Annotated in this window: 16 protein-coding genes; 10 read left to right on the top strand and 6 right to left on the bottom strand. The window is 70.2% G+C overall.

Annotated features, from left to right (window positions below; genetic code table 11):
- Nucleotides 1-109 precede the first annotated feature (109 nt).
- The 8 genes from K244_RS0120805 to speB (K244_RS0120770) all read left to right on the top strand — a co-directional run bounded on the left by K244_RS0120805 (nucleotide 110) and on the right by speB (K244_RS0120770) (nucleotide 7,183).
- Nucleotides 110-1,099 (top strand): ABC transporter substrate-binding protein, encoded by a 990-nt coding sequence (locus tag K244_RS0120805; RefSeq protein WP_020188230.1) that lies wholly within the window; start codon nucleotides 110-112, stop codon nucleotides 1,097-1,099.
- Nucleotides 1,100-1,104: 5 nt separating this feature from the next.
- Nucleotides 1,105-1,965 carry an ABC transporter permease gene (locus K244_RS0120800; RefSeq protein WP_020188229.1) on the top strand — a complete coding sequence of 287 codons (861 nt, stop codon included), beginning with the start codon at nucleotides 1,105-1,107 and terminating at the stop codon, nucleotides 1,963-1,965.
- A gap of 238 nt (nucleotides 1,966-2,203) precedes the next feature.
- The gene (locus K244_RS0120795) at nucleotides 2,204-2,977 is read left to right on the top strand and encodes an ABC transporter ATP-binding protein (protein WP_020188228.1); all 774 of its coding nucleotides are present in this window, start codon (nucleotides 2,204-2,206) and stop codon (nucleotides 2,975-2,977) included.
- Entirely contained in the window at nucleotides 2,974-3,732 is a 759-nt protein-coding gene (locus tag K244_RS0120790) for an SDR family oxidoreductase (protein WP_020188227.1), read from the top strand. The genes K244_RS0120795 and K244_RS0120790 overlap by 4 nt, the downstream gene beginning before the upstream one ends.
- Nucleotides 3,726-4,436, top strand: coding sequence for an SDR family oxidoreductase (locus tag K244_RS0120785; RefSeq protein WP_020188226.1), 711 nt, complete (start codon nucleotides 3,726-3,728; stop codon nucleotides 4,434-4,436). Before K244_RS0120790 ends, K244_RS0120785 begins: the two co-directional genes overlap by 7 nt.
- Nucleotides 4,437-4,449: 13 nt before the next feature.
- Nucleotides 4,450-5,223 (top strand): creatininase, encoded by a 774-nt coding sequence (locus K244_RS0120780; protein WP_020188225.1) that lies wholly within the window; start codon nucleotides 4,450-4,452, stop codon nucleotides 5,221-5,223.
- 19 nt (nucleotides 5,224-5,242) lie between these two features.
- Complete coding sequence (speB, locus tag K244_RS0120775) at nucleotides 5,243-6,226, top strand: agmatinase (protein ID WP_020188224.1); 984 nt, start codon at nucleotides 5,243-5,245, stop codon at nucleotides 6,224-6,226.
- A gap of 3 nt (nucleotides 6,227-6,229) precedes the next feature.
- On the top strand, nucleotides 6,230-7,183 hold the full coding sequence (gene speB, locus K244_RS0120770; protein WP_020188223.1) for an agmatinase: 954 nt from the start codon (nucleotides 6,230-6,232) through the stop codon (nucleotides 7,181-7,183).
- Between the two features lie 33 nt (nucleotides 7,184-7,216).
- Here the strand turns inward: speB (K244_RS0120770) and K244_RS0120765 are convergent, their stop codons facing one another.
- The 5 genes from K244_RS0120765 to K244_RS0120745 all read right to left on the bottom strand — a co-directional run bounded on the left by K244_RS0120765 (nucleotide 7,217) and on the right by K244_RS0120745 (nucleotide 13,590).
- Nucleotides 7,217-9,502: an FdhF/YdeP family oxidoreductase gene (locus K244_RS0120765; protein WP_020188222.1), complete on the bottom strand. Its 2,286-nt coding sequence runs from the start codon at nucleotides 9,500-9,502 to the stop codon at nucleotides 7,217-7,219.
- A 90-nt stretch (nucleotides 9,503-9,592) separates the two neighbouring features.
- Nucleotides 9,593-10,450, bottom strand: a complete 858-nt coding sequence (locus tag K244_RS0120760; RefSeq protein ID WP_036305845.1) for a glucose 1-dehydrogenase — start codon at nucleotides 10,448-10,450, stop codon at nucleotides 9,593-9,595.
- A gap of 82 nt (nucleotides 10,451-10,532) precedes the next feature.
- The gene (locus K244_RS22405) at nucleotides 10,533-11,039 is read right to left on the bottom strand and encodes a GAF domain-containing protein (RefSeq protein WP_020188220.1); all 507 of its coding nucleotides are present in this window, start codon (nucleotides 11,037-11,039) and stop codon (nucleotides 10,533-10,535) included.
- A gap of 102 nt (nucleotides 11,040-11,141) precedes the next feature.
- The gene (locus K244_RS0120750; RefSeq protein WP_020188219.1) at nucleotides 11,142-12,080 is read right to left on the bottom strand and encodes a glutaminase; all 939 of its coding nucleotides are present in this window, start codon (nucleotides 12,078-12,080) and stop codon (nucleotides 11,142-11,144) included.
- Nucleotides 12,081-12,249: 169 nt separating this feature from the next.
- The gene (locus K244_RS0120745) at nucleotides 12,250-13,590 is read right to left on the bottom strand and encodes a dicarboxylate/amino acid:cation symporter (protein ID WP_155932069.1); all 1,341 of its coding nucleotides are present in this window, start codon (nucleotides 13,588-13,590) and stop codon (nucleotides 12,250-12,252) included.
- A 301-nt stretch (nucleotides 13,591-13,891) separates the two neighbouring features.
- Between K244_RS0120745 and K244_RS0120740 the strand changes: the two genes are divergently transcribed.
- Nucleotides 13,892-15,646 carry an ATP-binding protein gene (locus K244_RS0120740; protein ID WP_020188217.1) on the top strand — a complete coding sequence of 585 codons (1,755 nt, stop codon included), beginning with the start codon at nucleotides 13,892-13,894 and terminating at the stop codon, nucleotides 15,644-15,646.
- The gene (locus K244_RS0120735) at nucleotides 15,646-16,986 is read left to right on the top strand and encodes a sigma-54 dependent transcriptional regulator (protein ID WP_020188216.1); all 1,341 of its coding nucleotides are present in this window, start codon (nucleotides 15,646-15,648) and stop codon (nucleotides 16,984-16,986) included. Before K244_RS0120740 ends, K244_RS0120735 begins: the two co-directional genes overlap by 1 nt.
- Nucleotides 16,987-17,163: 177 nt before the next feature.
- Here K244_RS0120735 and K244_RS22400 read toward each other — a convergent pair whose 3' ends face one another.
- Nucleotides 17,164-17,505: a hypothetical protein gene (locus tag K244_RS22400; RefSeq protein WP_024816659.1), complete on the bottom strand. Its 342-nt coding sequence runs from the start codon at nucleotides 17,503-17,505 to the stop codon at nucleotides 17,164-17,166.
- Nucleotides 17,506-17,555: the final 50 nt, after the last annotated feature.

Below are 17,555 nucleotides of genomic sequence, written 5' to 3'. Positions count from 1 at the left end.
GCCGATCTCACATCGACATTCCTCGATGTAAGATTTCAACATTCATGATTTCCGTCGATATGAATTCGCGCAAGCATCCGGCCATCGTCCCCGCCCGGAGCTTGCCCGCATGACGCGCATCACGATCGCCGCCGCCTTGTCGCTCGCCGTCCTCGCCGGGACGGCCCACGCCGCGGACAACAAGATCCGCGTGCTGGCCCCGACCTGGACCGGCTACGCGCCGGTGTTCGTCGCCATCGACAAGGGCTACTTCAAGGAGCTCGGGATCGAGGTCGAGATGCGCTTCGAGGACGACCGCTCGAACGTGCTCGCCGCCATGACGCGGGGCGACGTCGAAGTCGACATGCGCACCGTCGGCGAGCACCAGGGCCGCCCGCGCGACGCCTCCACGCCGGGCGTCATCATCGGCACCATCGACATGTCGGTCGGCGGCGACGGCGTGATCGCCGACGGCAAGATCGGCTCGGTGAAGGAGCTGAAGGGCAAGACCGTCGCGATCGAGCCCAACATTCCGGCCCGCCTGCTGCTGCAGCTCGCGCTGAAGAAGGAGGGCATGACCCTCGACGACCTGAAGATCAAGGAGATCATGACGCAGGACACCGTGGCGGTGTTCGCGGACAGCTCTATCGACGCGATCGGCACCTACGAGCCGGTGATGTCGCAGGCGCTCTCCTCACAGACCCAGCGCAACGGCAAGCTGCTGATCTCGTCCAAGGACAGCGACATCGTTGTCGACATCATCGACGTCCGGCAGGACGACCTGAAGAAAAACCCGGTCAAGTACCAGCACTTCCTGACGGGCATCTTCAAGGCGATCGACCTCTACAAGAGCGACCCGGCTGAGTTCATCAAGCTGGCGGCGCCGCACTACAACCTGAGCGACAAGGAGGTGAAGGAGATCTTCGACACCAGCCTTGAGTTCACCGACAAGGCGGCGACCGCGGCGATGCTCGGGACGCCCGAGAAGCCGGGCAAGCTCTACGAGATCTTCGACACCGTCATGCAGCTCAACCTCGACTACAAGTCGGCGGACGTGAAGCTCGACGCCAAGCAGCAGATCGACCCCTCGGTCATGGCCGCGATCTCCGGCGCGAAGTGAGCGCGGTGGCGGAGACGATCTCCCGGCCCGAGGCCGCCGCGACCGCCGCGCCCCCCGCGGCGGTCGCGCGCCCCCGGAAGCGCGCCTCCCGCGGGCTTCTGCGGCTCAGGACGCCGCTGCCGCGCGGGTGGGGCCCGGCGATCGCGGTCGGCGCCAGCGTCGCGATCGTGCTCGTCTGGGAGTTCGTCGCCCGCCTCGGACTCACCACGCCGCTGTTCTTCCCCTCCCCCAGCGCGATCCTCTCCGCCATGGGGCGGATGATCTCGGACCAGCACCTGCTCTGGCACGCCTGGGTCTCCACGCTCCGGGTCTGGGGCGCCTTCCTGCTGGCGGCGCTGCTCGCCATCCCGATCGGCGTCGCGATGAGCGGCTACCGTGTGATCGGCGCGGCGCTGGAGCCCGCGATCGACTTCATCCGCTACCTTCCGGTCCCGGCGCTGGTGCCGCTCGCGATCATCTGGTTCGGCGTCGGCGAGGAGACCAAGATCTTTCTGCTGTGGCTCGGGACCTTCTTCCAACTGGTGCTGCTGGTGGCCGACGACATGCGCCGCGTGCCGCAGGAGTACGTCGAGATCGCCTACACCGTCGGCGCGAACCAGGGCCAGGTGCTGAAGGACGTCGCCTTCCGCGCCATGCTGCCGGGGCTCGTCGACAACCTGCGCATCACCCTCGGCTGGTGCTGGACCTACCTGATCATCGCCGAGATCGTCGCGGCGGACTCCGGCCTCGGCTTCGTGATCTGGGCGGCGCGCCGCTACATGAAGACGCCCGAGGTGATGGCCGGCGTCGTGCTCATCGGCGTCATCGGCCTCGCCACCGACCAGCTGCTGCGGCTCATCCACCGCCGCGCCTTCCGGTACCTGTGATGGCCGCTTCGACTCCTCCACGCATTGTGCAGGGCGCGGGCGTCCCTCCTCAAGCGCAGCTTGGGGAGGGTGGCCCTTCGCGCAGCGAAGGGTCGGGTGGGGTCTCGGGCGTTGGGCGCGCCGTCTGCGGAAACCACCCCACCCGGCCGGCCTTCGGCCGTCCACCCTCCCCTCTGCGAGGGAGGGACGCCAGTGGGCCAGCGTCAGAGGTCGAACAGCGAAACGAGAGGCACGCGTCGTGACCGCCCATCTCCAGTTCGATCAGGTCACCAAGAGCTTCGGTGCCGTGCCGGTGGTCGAGACGCCGTTCAACCTCGCGATCGACCGGCACGAGTTCGTGGTGTTCCTCGGCCCCTCCGGCTGCGGCAAGACCACGCTGATGCGGATGATCGGCGGGCTCGACCAGCCGACCTCCGGCGAGATCCGGCTGGAGGGAGAGCCCGTCGGCGCGCCGGACCGGCGGCGGGGCATGGTGTTCCAGTCCTACTCGTCGTTCCCATGGCTCACCGTCGCCCAGAACGTCGCCTTCGGGCTGAAGTACCGCCACGACCTGTCCGAGGACGAGAAGGCGGTGCGGGCAGAGCGTTACCTCGACCTCGTCGGCCTCTACGAGTTCTCCGACCACTTCCCGAGCCAGGTCTCCGGCGGCATGCGCCAGCGCATCGCGATCGCCCGCACGCTCGCGGCCGGCGCCGACGTGCTGCTGATGGATGAGCCCTTCGGCGCCCTCGACGCGCTCCGGCGCGAACAGCTGCAGACCGAGCTGCGGCGCATCCAGCGGCGCGACGCCAAGACCATCGTGTTCGTCACCCATGACGTCGAGGAGGCCCTGTTCCTGGCCGACCGCGTGGTGGTGTTCTCGAAGCGCCCCACCCGGATCGTCGCCGAGATCGACGTCCGCAGCCGGCTCGGGGAGGAGCGGACGCTGGAGATCCGCGACGGCGAGGACTTCTTCGCTCTTCGCCGCGAGACCATCGGCCTGGTGCGGACGGCCGCGGGAGACGAGCTGTGAACCTCGAGGGGCTCGCCGGGCGCACGGTCGTCGTCACCGGCTCGAGCCGCGGCATCGGGCTCGGGATCGCCCGCGCCTTCTCCGCCGCCGGCGCCGAGCTGATCATGCTCGCCGACGACCCGGCGATCCATGAGGAGGCGGAACGCCTCGGCGCCCGCGGCCACGAGGTCGACGTCACCCGATCGGCCGATGTCGAAGCCTTCGCCGCCGCGCTGCCGAAGCTCGACGTGCTGGTCAACAACGCCGGCTACGAGCGCCTGACGCCGCTCGACGACGCCAGCGCCGAGAACGAGGCGACCTTCCGCCGGATCCTCGAGATCAACGTCACCGGCATGTTCCTGATGACGCGCGCGCTGCTGCCGAAGCTCTCGTCCGGCGGACGGGTCATCAACACCGCCTCGGTCTGGTCGCGCACCGCGGAAGCGGCGTTCGGCGGCTACGTCGCGTCGAAGCATGCGGTCATCGGCCTCACCAAGACCTGGGCGAAGGAGCTCGGGCCGCGCGGGATCACGGTCAACGCGGTGTGCCCGGGCTGGGTGCGGACCGAGGCTTCGCTGCGCTCGCTCCAGCGCATGTCCGAGCGCTCGGGAACCCCGGAGGAGGCCCTGCTCGACGCGGTCGTGGCCGCGCAGGCGCTGCCCGGCTTCATGGAGCCGGAGGACGTCGCCGGCCCCTACCTGTTCCTCGCCTCCGACCTCGCGGCGAGCGTGACGGGGCAGAGCCTCGGCGTCGACCGGGGAGAAGCGCCGTGGTGAGCGCGCATAAGGGCCTCAAGGTGGTGGTGACCGGCGCATCGAGCGGCATCGGCCGCGCGGGCGCCCTGCGGCTGGCTGAGGCCGGGGCCAAGGTCGCCGGGATCGACCTGTCGCCCGCCGACGCGCCCTTCCTCACGATCACCGCCGACGTCTCGGACGAGGCCGACATGATCGCCGCCATGGCCGAGGCGGCGGAGTCGCTCGGCGGGATCGACGCCGTGGTGAACTGCGCCGGCGTCTACCGCGGCTCCTCCCTCGCGGCGTTCGACTTCGCCGCCTTCGACCTGATGGTCGCCGTGAACCTCAAGGGCCTGATCCTGGCCGCGCGGGAGGCGGTGAAGCATTTCGGCCCCGAGGGCGGCAAGATCGTCAACGTGGCCTCCGAACTCGGCTACCTCGGCCGCGCCGGCGCCTCGGGCTACTGCGCGACCAAGGGCGCGGTGCTGGCGCTGACGCGCTCCTGGGCGCGCGAGCTCGGCCCCCGCGTGCTGGTCAACGCCATCGCGCCCGGCCCGGTCGACACCCCGCTGCTCGACGCCGGCGCGATGTCGCCGGAGGAGCTCGCGGTCGAGACGCGCAACCCGCTCAACCGCATCGGCCAGCCGCACGAGCTGACCGAGGCGATCCTGTTCCTCACCAGCCGCCACACGACGTTCATGACGGGCCAATGCGTCAGCGTCGACGGCGGCGCCGCGATGCATTGAAGGGCCGCCCCGCATGGTCGACAGCGTTTTCATGTCCGAGCTGAGCTGGCCGGAGTTCGAGGCCAAGATCGCCGGGGGCGCCCCCGTGTTCCTGCCGCTCGGCGCGACCGAGCAGCACGGGCCGCACCTGCCGCTCGGCGTCGACGTGGTGCTGCCGACCGGCGTCTGCGAGCGGGTCGCGCGCGCGGTCGGCGGTCTCGTCGCCCCGACCATTCCCTACGGCTACAAATCGATGCCGCGCTCGGGCGGCGGCGAGCTGTTTCCCGGCACGGTGAGCCTCGACGCCAACACCTTCTCCCTCGTGGTGCGCGACGTCATCCGCGGCCTCGGCCATCACGGCGTCCGCCGCATCGTGCTGGTGGTCGGCCACTTCGAGAACGCCTGGCCCTCGGTCGAGGGCCTCGACCTCGGCCTGCGCGAGCTTCGCCGCGACGGGATCGCCGACATGCAGGCGATGCGCTTCGAATACTGGGATTTCGTGCGGCGCGAGACGCTCGACCGGCTGTTCCCGGACGGCTTCCCCGGCACCGAGCTGGAGCACGCCAGCCTGCTCGAGACCTCGCTGATGATGCTGCTGCGCCCGGAGCTGGTGGAGATCGACAAGGCGCCGACCGACGGCCCGGCGAAATTCCCGACCTACGACCGCTTTCCCGTGCCGGAGGGCTTCGTGCCGGCCTCCGGCGTGCTCGCGATCGCGCAGGGGTCCACGGCCGAGAAGGGCCAGTGGCTGATGGACGACCACGTCGCCCTGATCACCGCCGCCGTCCGCAAAGAGTTCGGCCTCTGAGCGGCCCGGAGCTTCAGAGATGACCGATCCGACCGCCGCCGGCGCCCCTTGGCCGCAGCCGCTTGACACCAGCGTGACGCCGCGCTTCGCCGGCCTGCCGACCTTCATGCGCCTGCCGGTGACGGACCCGGCCGACGTCGACGTCGCGCTGATCGGCGCGCCGTTCGACGGCGGCGTGACCAACCGGGCGGGCACGCGCCACGGCCCGCGCGAGTTGCGCAACCAGTCGAGCCTGGTGCGACGGCACCACCATGTCACGGGCCGTTCGCCCTACGACCTCGTCCGCGTCGGCGACTGCGGCGACTGCCCGACCCATCCGCTCGACCTGATGGAGAGCCTGCGCCTGATCGAGGCGCACTACGCCGGCGTGTCGGAAGCCGGCGCGATCCCGATCACCGGCGGCGGCGACCACCTCATCACGCTGCCGATCCTGCGCGGACTGTCCAAGGGCGCGGCCGTGGGCCTGATCCAGTTCGACGCCCACTCCGACACCTACGACAGCTTCTTCGGCCAGAAGTACAACCACGGCACGCCGTTCCGCCGGGCGATCGAGGAAGGCCTCGTCGACCCCCGGCGCATGGTGCAGATCGGCCTGCGCGGCTCGGTGGCCGATCCCGCGAGCTTCGACTTCGCCAAAGCCGCGGGCGTCCGGATGATCTTCATCGAGGAGTTTCTCGCGCGCGGCGTCGACGACGTGATGGACGAGGCCCGCGCGATCCTCGGCGACGGGCCGACCTACGTCAGCTTCGACATCGACGCGATCGACCCCTCGCAGGCGCCCGGCACCGGCACGCCGGAGATCGGCGGCCTCTCGACGCGCGAGGCCCAAGCCCTGGTGCGGCGTCTCGGCGGACTCGACGTGGTCGGCGCGGACCTTGTCGAGGTCGCGCCGCCGTTCGACCCCTCCGGCCTCACCGCCATGACCGGCGCGACGATGATGTTCGAGCTGCTCTGCGTGGTGGCGGACAGCCTCGCGGCGAAGAAGCGGTCTGAAGGACACTAGCTCATGGCTCACGGCTACGACGCCGGACGGCTCGACCTGCCCTTCGTGGGCGTCGCGACCTTCGGCAAATATCCGCTCTGTCTCGACTGGGACCGGCTGGACGCGGACGTCGCCATCCTCGGCGCGCCGTTCGACCTCGGCACGCAGTGGCGCTCGGGGGCGCGGTCGGGCCCACGCGCGATCCGCGAGGCCTCGACGCTGTTCGCCTTCGGCCACGCCGGCGCCTACGACCACGAGGACGACGTCGTCTACCTGCCCGCGGGCCAGGCGCGCATCGTCGACGTCGGCGACGCCGACATGATCCACACCGACACGCTGCAGAGCCACGCCAACATCGAGGCGGCGGTGCGCAAGATCCTTAAACGCGGCGCGCTGCCGGTGACGCTCGGCGGCGACCACTCCGTCAACATCCCCTGCATCGCCGCGTTCTCGGACGAAGAGCCGATCCACCTCATCCAGTTCGACGCCCATCTCGACTTCGTCGACGAGCGCCACGGCGTGCGCTACGGCCACGGCAATCCGATGCGGCGCGCGGCGGAGCGGCCTTACGTCACCGGCCTCACCCAGCTCGGCATCCGCAACGTTTCCTCCACCGCCCGCGAGGGCTACGACGACGCGCGGGCGATGGGCTCCGACATCCTGTCGGTGCGCCAGATCCGCAAGCTCGGCGTGGACGCGGTTCTGGAGTGCATTCCGGCGGGCAAGCGCTACTACCTGACGATCGACATCGACGGCTTCGACCCTTCGATCGCGCCCGGCACCGGCACGCCGAGCCATGGCGGCTTCACCTATTACGAGGTGCTGGAGCTGCTCGACGGGATCACCAAGCGCGGGACGGTGGTCGGCGTTGACCTCGTCGAGGTCGCCCGCGAATACGATCCCGCGGGCGTCACTTCGATCCTCGCGGCGCAGGTGCTGCTGAACCTGATCGGGCGCATCCTGCACAACCGCGGGTGAGCGAACTGTCCGGATCGGACGATCGCGCAGCGCTCATCCGGCCGCGCGGAGCGTCACCGGGATCGACTTCGCGGCCGGCACCTTCGAGCCCTTGGCGTGATGCCACAGCGGGATCAACGGGTTGCACTCGGGGTAATAAGCCGCGCAGCAGCCCTCGGGGATGTCGTAGGCGACGATGCGGAAGCCCGCGACCTCGCGCAGCGCGTCGTCGGCCGCCGTCGTCATCGTGACCGTCCCGGCGTCGGCGAAGCCCAGTCGCGCGATGTCGGCCGCGTTCATGAACACCACCATGCGGGTGCCGTCGACGCCGCGGAACCGGTCGTCGAAGCCGTAGATCGTCGTGTTGAACTGGTCGTTCGACCGCAGCGTGATGAGGCGCAGCACGTCCGGGTTCGGCGCCGGCATGTCCGGGTTCTCGTCGAGGCTCTCGGGGAAGATGAAGTTCGCCTTTCCCGTCGAGGTGCTCCACTCCCGCTCGCGCGCGGCGATCGGCTTGGGGAAGCCGCCGGGCGTGTCGAGGCGCGCGTTAAACCCCGGGAACACCTTCGGATAGGTCGCCTCGATCGCGTCGCGCACCTTTGCGTAGTCGGCGGTCCAGCCCTTCCAGTTGACCTTGGGGTTCGGGGGCAGCGTCGCCTCCGCGATCCCCGCGACGATCGCAAGCTCCGACTTGAGCGTCGCCGCGACCGGGTCGACGAGGCCGCGCGACCCATGGAAGTGCGAGCTCGAATCTTCGACCGACAGCATCTGCGGGCCGCTCGCCTGCCGGTCGATCTCGATCCGGCCAAGGCACGGCAGCAGATAGGCCGCGCGGCCGTGGACGACGTGGCTACGGTTCAGCTTGGTGGCGATCTGGACGGAGAGCCGGAGCTTTCGCCATGCCGTCTCCATCGCCTCGGTCTCGGGGATCGCGCGCAGGAAGTTGCCGCCGAGGGCGACGAAGGCCTCGACCGTCCCCGCGACCATGCCCTCGCAGGCGTCGACCGTCGCCATGCCGTCCTCGCGCGGCGGTTCGAAATCGTAGAGCTCCTTCAGCCGGTCGAGCGGCGCGAGCTTGGTCTTCTCGGTGATCCCGACCGTGCGCTGGCCCTGCACGTTGGAGTGCCCGCGCACGGGGCAGATGCCCGCGCCGGGGCGGCCGATGTTGCCCTTCAACAGCAGAAGGTTCGCCAGCATCTGGACGTTCTCGACGCCGGTGCGGTGCTGGGTGAGGCCCATGCCGTAGACGGCGATCGCCGCGGTCGAGCGGGCGTAAGTTCCGGCGGCCTGCTCCAGCTCGGCGCGGGAGAGCCCCGAGCCCCGCTCGATCTCCCCCCAGCCGCGCGCGCGGCAGGCGGCGGCGAAGGCCTCGAAGCCGTGGGTGTGCTCGGCGATGAAGCCGTGGTCGAGCACCGCCGGCCCGCTCGCCTCGGCCGCCGCGTCGTCGAGCGCGATCAGGGCCTTGGCGAGACCGAACAGGGCGGCGAGGTCGCCGCCGGCCTTGACCTGGCAGTACTGAGTCGAAATCGTCGTCTCGGCCCCCGTCAGCATCTCGGTCGGTGCCTGCGGGTTGGTGAAGCGCTCCAGCCCGCGCTCCCGCAAGGGGTTGAAGGTGATGATCGGCACGCCGCGCTTCCGCGCCTCCTGCAGCGGATGCAGCATCCGCGGCGCGTTGGAGCCGACGTTCTGGCCGAAGAAGAAGATGAAGTCGGTGGTCTCGAAATCCTCGAGGAAGACGGTGCCGACCGGCACGCCGATGCTCTCCGGCAGCGCGACGGACGTGCTCTCGTGGCACATGTTGGAGGAGTCCGGCAGGTTGTTGGTGCCGTAGATCCGCGCGAACAGCTGGTAGAGGTAGGACGTCTCCAGCGACGCCCGGCCCGAGGCGTAGAACACCGCGGCCTTCGGATCGATCGCGTTCAGCTCGGCGCCGATCTCGGCGAAGGCCTGCTTCCAGGCGATGGGGAGGTAGCGGTCGCTCGCCGCGTCGTACTTCAGCGGCTCGGTCAGGCGGCCCTGATCCTCCAGCGCGAAGTCGGACCAGTGCTCCAGCTCGCGCAGGGTGTGGCGCGCGAAGAAGCTGGCGTCGATCGCCTTCGACGTCAGCTCCCAGGCGGTCGCCTTGGCGCCGTTCTCGCAGAACTCGAACACGTTGGGATCGCGGGGCTTCGACCAGGCGCAGCTGACGCAGGCGAAGCCGCCGACCTTGTTCTGCTTGGCGAGCGCGGCGGTGGTCCGCAGCGGCGAGCCCTCGCCCAGCACGTAGCGCCCGACGGATTTCGCCGAACCCCATCCGCCGGCGGGACCGTCATAGGCTTCGATATGGGTCTCGCGCGCCATGGGGCCGCCTCTCCGCTCACTGCGGGGCGCGCCGCGCGCGTCCCGCAGGGTGAACGGTCCGCGACGGCGGCCGTTCCGGCCGGCGGCGGGTCAAAGCACCGCCTGGCCGCCCGCGACCGTGAGCAGCGCGCCGGAGGTGTAGCTCGACTCGTCGGAGGCGAGCATGACGTAGGCCGAGGCGAGCTCCGCCGGCTGGCCGGGGCGTCCCATCGGCGTCTTCGCGCCGAAGGTCTCGACGGCCTCGGGCGGCATGCCGGCGGGAATGAACGGCGTCCAGATCGGGCCGGGCAGCACCGCGTTGACGCGGATCCCGCGCTCTCCCAGGAGCCCGGCGAGACCGAGCGTCATGTTGGCGATCGCGCCCTTGGTCGCGGCGTAGGGCAGCAGCATCGGCGTCGGATCCTTGGAGTTGATCGACGCGGTGTTGATGATCGAGCCGCCCTGGCCCATGTGCGCCACCGCGAGCTGGGTCAGGTGGAAATAGGCGTGGACGTTGACCGCGAAGGTCTTCTCCCACTCCTCCAGCGTGATCTCCTCGATCGACTGGTAGGGCTTCTGGTAGGCGGCGTTGTTCACCAGCACATCGACGCCGCCAAGCTCGGCGACGGCGCGCTCCACGACCGCCTTGCGGAAGCCCGCGTCGCTGACGTCGCCCGGCAGCATCACGGCCTTGCGCCCCGCGTCCTCGATCAGCGCCCGGCAAGCGGCGGCGTCTTCGGTTTCGGCGGGAAGGTGGACGATGACGAGGTCGGCGCCCTCGCGCGCGAAGGCGATCGCGACGGCGAGGCCGATGCCGCTGTCGCCGCCGGTGATGATCGCCTTCTTGCCCGAGAGACGTCCGGAGCCGCGGTAGCTGGTCTCGCCGTGGTCCGGCTTGGGGTCCATGCCGGAGGTCTTGCCCGGAAAGGACTGAGACTGCCGCGGGAACGGCGGGGTGGGGTAAGTCATGGTGTCTGCTCCTGTCGTCGGGAGCCAAACGACCTCGGCGGCGGTTCGTTCGCCGTCGCCTTCGGTTTGTCGCCCGCAGGCCTCAGGTCGCCGCGACGGGGCCGATGATCATCGTGCGCGCCCAGACGAGCGCCATGGCGTGCCGGGCGAGCGCGTGCAGGCCGCCGAGCTGCGCCGGCGTCAGGCCGCCCTTCCGCGGAACGCCGTCGCCGACGCAGACCGTTCCGATCATCTGGCCGGAGGGCGTGCGCATGGCGACGCCCGCATAGAAACGGAAGAACGGAGCCCTGGTCACCACGCCCTTGTGGCGGAACCGGTCGTCGGCCGCGAGATTGTCGACCACGAGCTCGTCGAGGTCGTTTTCGACCACATACGAGCAGATGGCGTCGCTCCATGCGACCTCTTCGACGTCGACGCCGACATGCGCCTTGTACCAATGCCGCTCGGCGTCCGCGAAGCTGACCACGGCCTGAGCCGCGTGGCAGATCACGCCGGCCAGCCGCGCGATGTCGTCGAACCGCGGCTCCGGCGGGGTGTCCAGGACCCCGTAAGCCCGAAGGGCGGCGATTCGAGCGGAGGCGTCGGCCATCGGGCCCTTCTGTCGGCGCCGTCGGGTGTGGTCCTGAGACCGCGGCGCGCGGTCAGCGGATGGGAGGGCCCGCGCCACGCGCGGAAGGCCCCCGCTATGTAGCTAGACGCCGAAAATCGACCAGCCCGTGCGCTTCACAAGCGCTTCAAGCGCGATGCGTCCGAGATGCGAGTTTCCGGAGGCGTCGAGGCCCGGCGACCAGACGGCGATCGAGGCCTTGCCCGGCGCGACCGCCAGAATGCCGCCGCCGACCCCGCTCTTGCCCGGCAGGCCGACGCGGTAGGCGAATTCGCCCGAGCCGTCGTAGTGCCCGCAGGTCAGCATGATCGCGTTGATGCGGCGGGCGCGTTCCGGCGTCACCACCGAGCGCCCGGTCGAGGGCTGCACCCCGGAGTGGGCGAGGAATCGCCCGGCCATCGCGAGCTGCCGGCACGACATGGCGATGGCGCAGTGGTGGAAGTAGACCCCCAGCGTGTAGTCGACCGGGTTCTCGATCACGCCGAACGACTTCATGTAGTTCGCGAGCGCGGCGTTGCGGAAGCCGGTGCGCTGCTCCGACGCCGCCACCGCCTCGTCGATCGTGATGGTGTCGTCGTCGGCCAGGAACTGCATGAAGCGCAGGATCTCGCCCAGCGCCTCGCGCGGCTGGTGGCCCGAGACGATCGCGTCGGTGACGGCGATCGCGCCGGCGTTGATGAAGGGATTGCGCGGCACGCCGTGCTCGCGCTCCAGCTGGACGATCGAGTTGAACGGGCTGCCCGAGGGCTCCCGCCCGACGCGCCGCCACAGCCGGTCGCCCGCCTTGCCGAGCGCCAGCGTCAGGGTGAAGACCTTCGAGACGCTCTGGATCGAGAACGGCATGTCGCTGTCGCCGCCCGCGCTGACGCGGCCGTCGCCGTCGATGACGACCATGCCGAAGGCCGACGGATCGACCCGCGCAAGTTCGGGAATGTAGGTCGCGACCTCGCCGCGGTCCGGCCGCCGGCGCATCTCGTCGGCGAGCTCCTGCACGATCAGGTCAAGGTCGGGGCGTAGGCTCATGGCGGAAGCTTGGACGATTTCACAGGCGGCGGCGCGGGTTTCTTGGGCCCGGTCCGAGCGACATTGGCGCGCAGCCCGAAACGACGAACGCCCCGGCTCGGGAGCCGGGGCGTTCGAGGATCTGTCACGGCGCGGCGCGGGGGTCCACCCCCCGCGTCCGCATAGCCGGTCACTCCGCCGGAACGAGCGCCGGAGCGGGAGACGGGGCTTCGAGCGCGGTCGGCTCGCCGGCGAGCGCGGCGCGCAGCTTGTCCGCGTCGAGCTCGCCCTCCCAGCGGGCGACCACGATCGTCGCGACCGCGTTGCCGACGAGGTTCGTCAGCGCGCGGCACTCGGACATGAAGCGGTCGATGCCGAGGATCAGCGCCATGCCGGCGACCGGCACGGAGGGCACCACCGACAGCGTGGCGGCCAGGGTGATGAAGCCTGCGCCGGTGATGCCGGCTGCGCCCTTGGAGCTCAGCATGGCGACGAGCAGCAGCAGCACCTGATCGGCGAGGCTGAGCTCGATGCCGGTCGCCTGCGCGATGAACAGCGCCGCGAGCGTCATGTAGATGTTGGTGCCGTCGAGGTTAAACGAATAACCCGTGGGGATGACCAGGCCGACCACCGACTTGGCGGCGCCGGCCTTCTCCATCTTCTCCATCAGCGACGGCAGCGCCGCTTCCGACGACGAGGTGCCAAGCACCAGCAGCAGCTCCTCCTTGATGTAGCGGAGCAGCGCGAGGATCGAGAAGCCGTTGTAGCGGGCGACCGCGCCCAGGACGATGAACACGAACAGCAGCGACGTCAGGTAGAAGGTGCCGACGAGCATCGCGAGGTTCGCGACCGAACCGATGCCGTACTTGCCGATGGTGAAGGCCATCGCGCCGAAGGCGCCGATCGGAGCGGCCTTCATCAGGATCGAGACCAGCTTGAACATCGCCTGCGACAGCGAGACGAGGACGGTCATCACCGGCTCGCCCTTGTCGCCGACCGCGCCCAGCGCGACGCCGAACAGAACCGCGAAGAACAGCACCTGCAGGATGTCGCCCGAGGCGAGCGCGCTGACCGGCGTGTTGGGGATGATGTTGGTGAGGAAGCCGACGATCGTCGTGTCGTGGGCCTTGGCGGCGTAGTCGGCGACCGCCTTCGGGTCGAGCGAGGCCGGGTTGATGTTGAGGCCGGCGCCCGGCTGCACCACGTTGCCGACGACCAGCCCGATGATCAGCGCCAGCGTGGAGAAGGTGAGGAAGTAGAGCATGGCCTTGCCGGCGACGCGGCCGACCTTGCCCATGTCCCGCATGCCCGCGATGCCGGTCACCACGGTGAGGAAGATCACGGGGGCGATGACCATCTTCACCAGCTTGATGAAGGCGTCGCCGAGAGGCTTCAGGTCGGCGCCGACGCTCGGGTAGAAATGCCCGAGCGCCACGCCCGCCGCGATCGCGACGAGAACCTGGACGTAGAGGTGCTGGTAGAACTTGCGGGGCGCGGCGGCGGGAGCCGCGGCTGGGATGGCGATCGCCATGATCTGTCCTCCTTGGTCGACCGTCGTCGCCTTGTGGGGGCCGGCGCCGTTGCGGTCGGATGTGGCGTTGCGGGGCGGCGTCAAGCCGACGTCGCGCCATTCCATGCGCAAACCGCATGCCAGCCGCGCCAAAACGCAGAGACGCCTTCAAGCAGTTGAAATTCCTTTGATCTTGTCAGCGCCTAAAAATCCGCCTCGACACGATGTGCGGAACACCACACAACTCGTCGGCTTAGATCGTGCGAGAATCCGCACAGATGGGAGCGAGGGCCGGGCTGCCGTGATCGCAGAACGCCGATGGTTGGGTTGGACGCTGGCCCTGCTCGCCGCCGCTACGCTCATCGCGCTCGACCGCGGCGCGGATTACGCCGGCGAGCGCTGGGCGCGGTCCAACCTGGTCGCCGCGGCGCAGGCGGCCGCGGACCTGCGGATTTCGGCCCTCCGCAGCGAGATCGAGAAGCAGCGCATCCTTCCCGTGGTGCTGGCGCAGGACCCGGACGTGCGCCTCGCGCTCGAAAGCCGCGACGCCGGCCGGCTCGCCGCCCTCGACGCCAAGTTCTGGACGCTGGCGGAGGCGACTCGCGCCGGCGCGATCTATTTGCTCGACGCCAAGGGACTGACCCTCGCCGCCAGCAACGCCGGCACGCCGACGAGCTTCGTCGGGTCCGATTACGCGTTCCGGCCCTACTACAGCCGCGCGATGGCGGACGGCGCCGCGGAGCATTTCGCGCTCGGCACCGTCAGCGGCAAGGCCGGCCTCTATCTCACCCGCCGCATCGACGGCGCCCGCGGACCGCTCGGCGTGATCGTGGTGAAGGCCGAGTTCGAGGCGCTGGAGACGGAGTGGCGGCGCTTCGCCGAACCGACTTTCGTCACCGACGACCGTTCGATCGTGCTGATCGCGAGCGAGCCTGACTGGCGCTTCCGGGCGACCGCGCCGATCCCGGAGGAGCGGCGCGCGGAGCTCAGGGCGAGCCTTCAGTTCGGCGCCGCGCCGCTGGACCTCCTGCCGATCAGCCCAGCCGGCGACGGCCTCGTGCGGGCGACGGCGAGCGAGGGCGCGAGCGCCCGCAGCTTCGTCGAGGCCGCGGCGCCTGCGCCCACGACCTCCTGGACGCTGCACGTTCTGGCGCCGACCGCGCCCTCGGTCGCGCTGGCGCGGACGGCCGCGCGCGCCTCCGCGCTGCTCGCCGGCGTGCTCGCGCTCGGCGCGATCGGGATCGCGCTGTCCCGACGCCGGAGGCTCGCCGACGAGCGCGCGGCGCAAGGCGCGGCCCGGCGCGAGCTCGAGGAGCGGGTCGAGGCGCGCACCCTGGAGCTCCGCGCCGAGATCGACGAACGCCGCCGCGCGGAGGCGGCGCTGCAGGACCTCCAGGACGAGCTGGTGCAGGCGAGCAAGCTCGCCGTGCTCGGCCAGATCGCCGCGAGCGTCGCGCATGAGATCAACCAGCCGGTCGCGGCCATCCGCACCTTCGCCGACAACGCCCGGACCTTCCTAGACCGCGCCCAGCCCGGCGCCGCGGCGGACAACCTCGCGACCATCGCCGCCCTCACCGAGCGGATCGGCGCGATCACCGGCGAGCTGCGCGCCTTCGCGCGCAAGACCAAGGGAGCGACGGAGCCGGTTTCGCTCCGCGCCGCCGTCGACGGCGCGCTGCTGCTGGTCGGCCATCGCCTGCGCGAGCAGAACGTAACGCTCGATCTCGACCTCGCCGACGACGTGACGGTGGCGGGCGAGCGCGTCCGGCTCGAGCAGGTCTTCGTCAACCTGCTGCAGAACGCCCTCGACGCGCTGGCGCATCGGCCAGGCGGCCGCATCGCGCTCTCCGCGGCCGTGACCGAGGACAGCGTCGTCGTAACCGTCGCCGACAACGGCCCCGGCCTGCCGGACGCGGTGATGGGCGCGCTGTTCATGCCCTTCACCACGACGAAGCCGGCGGGCCTCGGCCTCGGCCTCGTCATCTCGCACGACATCGTCGCCGAGTTCGGCGGCCGCCTCGCCGCCGAGAACCGCGGCGGCGCGGTTTTCACCGTCACCCTGCCGAGGCTCGCCTGATGGATGTCGCCTTCATCGACGACGACGAGACGCTGCGCGCGGCGAACGCGCAGGCGCTGACGCTGGCGGGCTTCGCGGTCGCGCCCTTCCCCTCCGCGACCGCGGCGCTCGGCGCGCTCGACGCGAGCTTCCCCGGCGTGGTGGTCACCGACGTGCGCATGCCGGGGATCGACGGGCTGGAGCTGTTCCGTCGCCTGCGGGCGATCGATCCCGACCTTCCGGTCATCCTCATCACCGGCCATGGCGACGTCGCGATGGCCGTCGAGGCGATGCGCGAGGGCGCCTACGATTTCGTGGCCAAGCCCTACCCCGCCGACCGGCTGCTTGGGCCGATCCGCCACGCGCTGGAGAAGCGCCGCCTGGTGCTGGAGAACCGCGCCCTCCGGCGCGCCGCCGAGGAGACCAGCGCCTCCGACATGCCTCTGCTGGGCGGGACGCCGGCGATGGAGCGGCTGCGCGCCACGCTGCGCCAGATCGCCGACGCCGACGTCGACGTGCTGATCGAGGGCGAGACCGGCGCCGGCAAGGAGGTGGTCGCGACCGCGCTCCACCGCTGGAGCCCCCGGGCGGCCCGGCCCTTCGTCGCCGTGAACTGCGGCGCCCTGCCGGAGAGCGTCATCGAGAGCGAGCTTTTCGGCCACGAGGCCGGCGCCTTCACCGGAGCGGTGAAGAAGCGCGTGGGCCGGATCGAGCACGCTCATGGCGGCACGCTGTTCCTCGACGAGATCGAGGCCATGCCGCCCGCCCTGCAGATCAAGTTCCTGCGCGTGCTGGAGGCTCGCGAGGTCACGCCGCTGGGCATGAACGAGACGCGGAAGGTCGACATCCGGGTGGCCGCGGCGTCCAAGGTCGACCTGCTGGATCTCGTGCGGACCAACGCCTTCCGCGAGGACCTCTACTACAGGTTGCACGTAGCGACGATCCGCATCCCGGCGCTGCGCGACCGGCGGGATGACGTGCCGCTGCTGTTCGCGCACTTCCTCGATCGCGCCGCCCGGCGATTCCGCCGCGAACCGCCGCCGATGACCGCGACGGTCCGGCGGAAGCTCGACGAGCACAACTGGCCCGGCAACGTGCGCGAGCTCGCGCATTACGCGGAACGGGTGGCGCTCGGCCTCGACGACGGCCCGCCTGCCACCCCCGCTCCCCCCGCCCCGCCCGGTGGCGCCCTGCCAGACAGGGTCGAGGCCTTCGAGGCGGAGCAGATCCGCCAGGCGCTCGCCGCGACGCAGGGCGACATCCAGGCGACGCTCGCGGCCCTCGGCGTTCCGCGCAAGACGCTGTACGACAAGCTGAAGCGGCACGGGATCGACCAGAGCGCGTTCCGGCCGAGGCGGTGATCGCTGCCCGAGGCCTATGCCGCGATGCTCCGCTATCTCAGCGAAGCTGGGCGTCCACGACTTCTCATGGCGCAAAGTTCTACGGTCAGTACGCCGACGCCCGCGGAGACGCGGGCATGACGTCATGGGACCAGTCCGAAGCCGCCTTGCCTTAACGCCGAAATTCCGAACCGATCGTCAAGGCTTCCGCGTGTCGGAAGGCGCGACGTTTACGGACGGTTCAGTCGCCTTGGAGCGCTCGCCTTCGACAGTCGCCTTGACGGTCGCGGCGGCGCCGGCGGTCTGGCCGGCCACCGCGGCCCTGAGGTCCGGCGGACTCACCGCCCAGCCGATCGCCGAGATGAATGCGAGGCCTGTCAAACCGAAGGCCGGACCCATGAATATGCCCAACCAGCCGAGCAACAGCGGAATCAACGCGAGCATGCCTGCTGTGAAGGCGCTTCCGGTGAGATAGTGGATTGAGCCGAACATCACCGCACCCATCACGATGGGCTTAACAAGCCGAACAATGATATCCATTCACGCTCCCCCGATCGCGCATGGAGCGCCGCAACATGCGGCATCCGACG

The sequence above is a fragment of the Methylopila sp. 73B genome, assembly GCF_000526315.1.
Classification (GTDB): Bacteria; Pseudomonadota; Alphaproteobacteria; order Rhizobiales; family Methylopilaceae; genus Methylopila.
Note: the sequence above shows the minus strand (reverse complement) of the source record. Positions and strands in the feature narration are given on the sequence as shown.

Bases quoted from the DNA above. Each gene is read 5' to 3' on its own strand.
- K244_RS0120760 (WP_036305845.1), bottom strand. From the start codon at position 10,450: ATGACTTACCCCACCCCGCCGTTCCCGCGGCAGTCTCAGTCCTTTCCG.
- K244_RS22405 (WP_020188220.1), bottom strand. From the start codon at position 11,039: ATGGCCGACGCCTCCGCTCGAATCGCCGCCCTTCGGGCTTACGGGGTC.
- K244_RS0120780 (WP_020188225.1), top strand. From the start codon at position 4,450: ATGGTCGACAGCGTTTTCATGTCCGAGCTGAGCTGGCCGGAGTTCGAG.
- K244_RS0120805 (WP_020188230.1), top strand. From the start codon at position 110: ATGACGCGCATCACGATCGCCGCCGCCTTGTCGCTCGCCGTCCTCGCC.
- speB (WP_020188223.1), top strand. From the start codon at position 6,230: ATGGCTCACGGCTACGACGCCGGACGGCTCGACCTGCCCTTCGTGGGC.
- speB (WP_020188224.1), top strand. From the start codon at position 5,243: ATGACCGATCCGACCGCCGCCGGCGCCCCTTGGCCGCAGCCGCTTGAC.
- K244_RS0120745 (WP_155932069.1), bottom strand. From the start codon at position 13,590: ATGGCGATCGCCATCCCAGCCGCGGCTCCCGCCGCCGCGCCCCGCAAG.
- K244_RS0120735 (WP_020188216.1), top strand. From the start codon at position 15,646: ATGGATGTCGCCTTCATCGACGACGACGAGACGCTGCGCGCGGCGAAC.
- K244_RS22400 (WP_024816659.1), bottom strand. From the start codon at position 17,505: ATGGATATCATTGTTCGGCTTGTTAAGCCCATCGTGATGGGTGCGGTG.
- K244_RS0120765 (WP_020188222.1), bottom strand. From the start codon at position 9,502: ATGGCGCGCGAGACCCATATCGAAGCCTATGACGGTCCCGCCGGCGGA.
- K244_RS0120750 (WP_020188219.1), bottom strand. From the start codon at position 12,080: ATGAGCCTACGCCCCGACCTTGACCTGATCGTGCAGGAGCTCGCCGAC.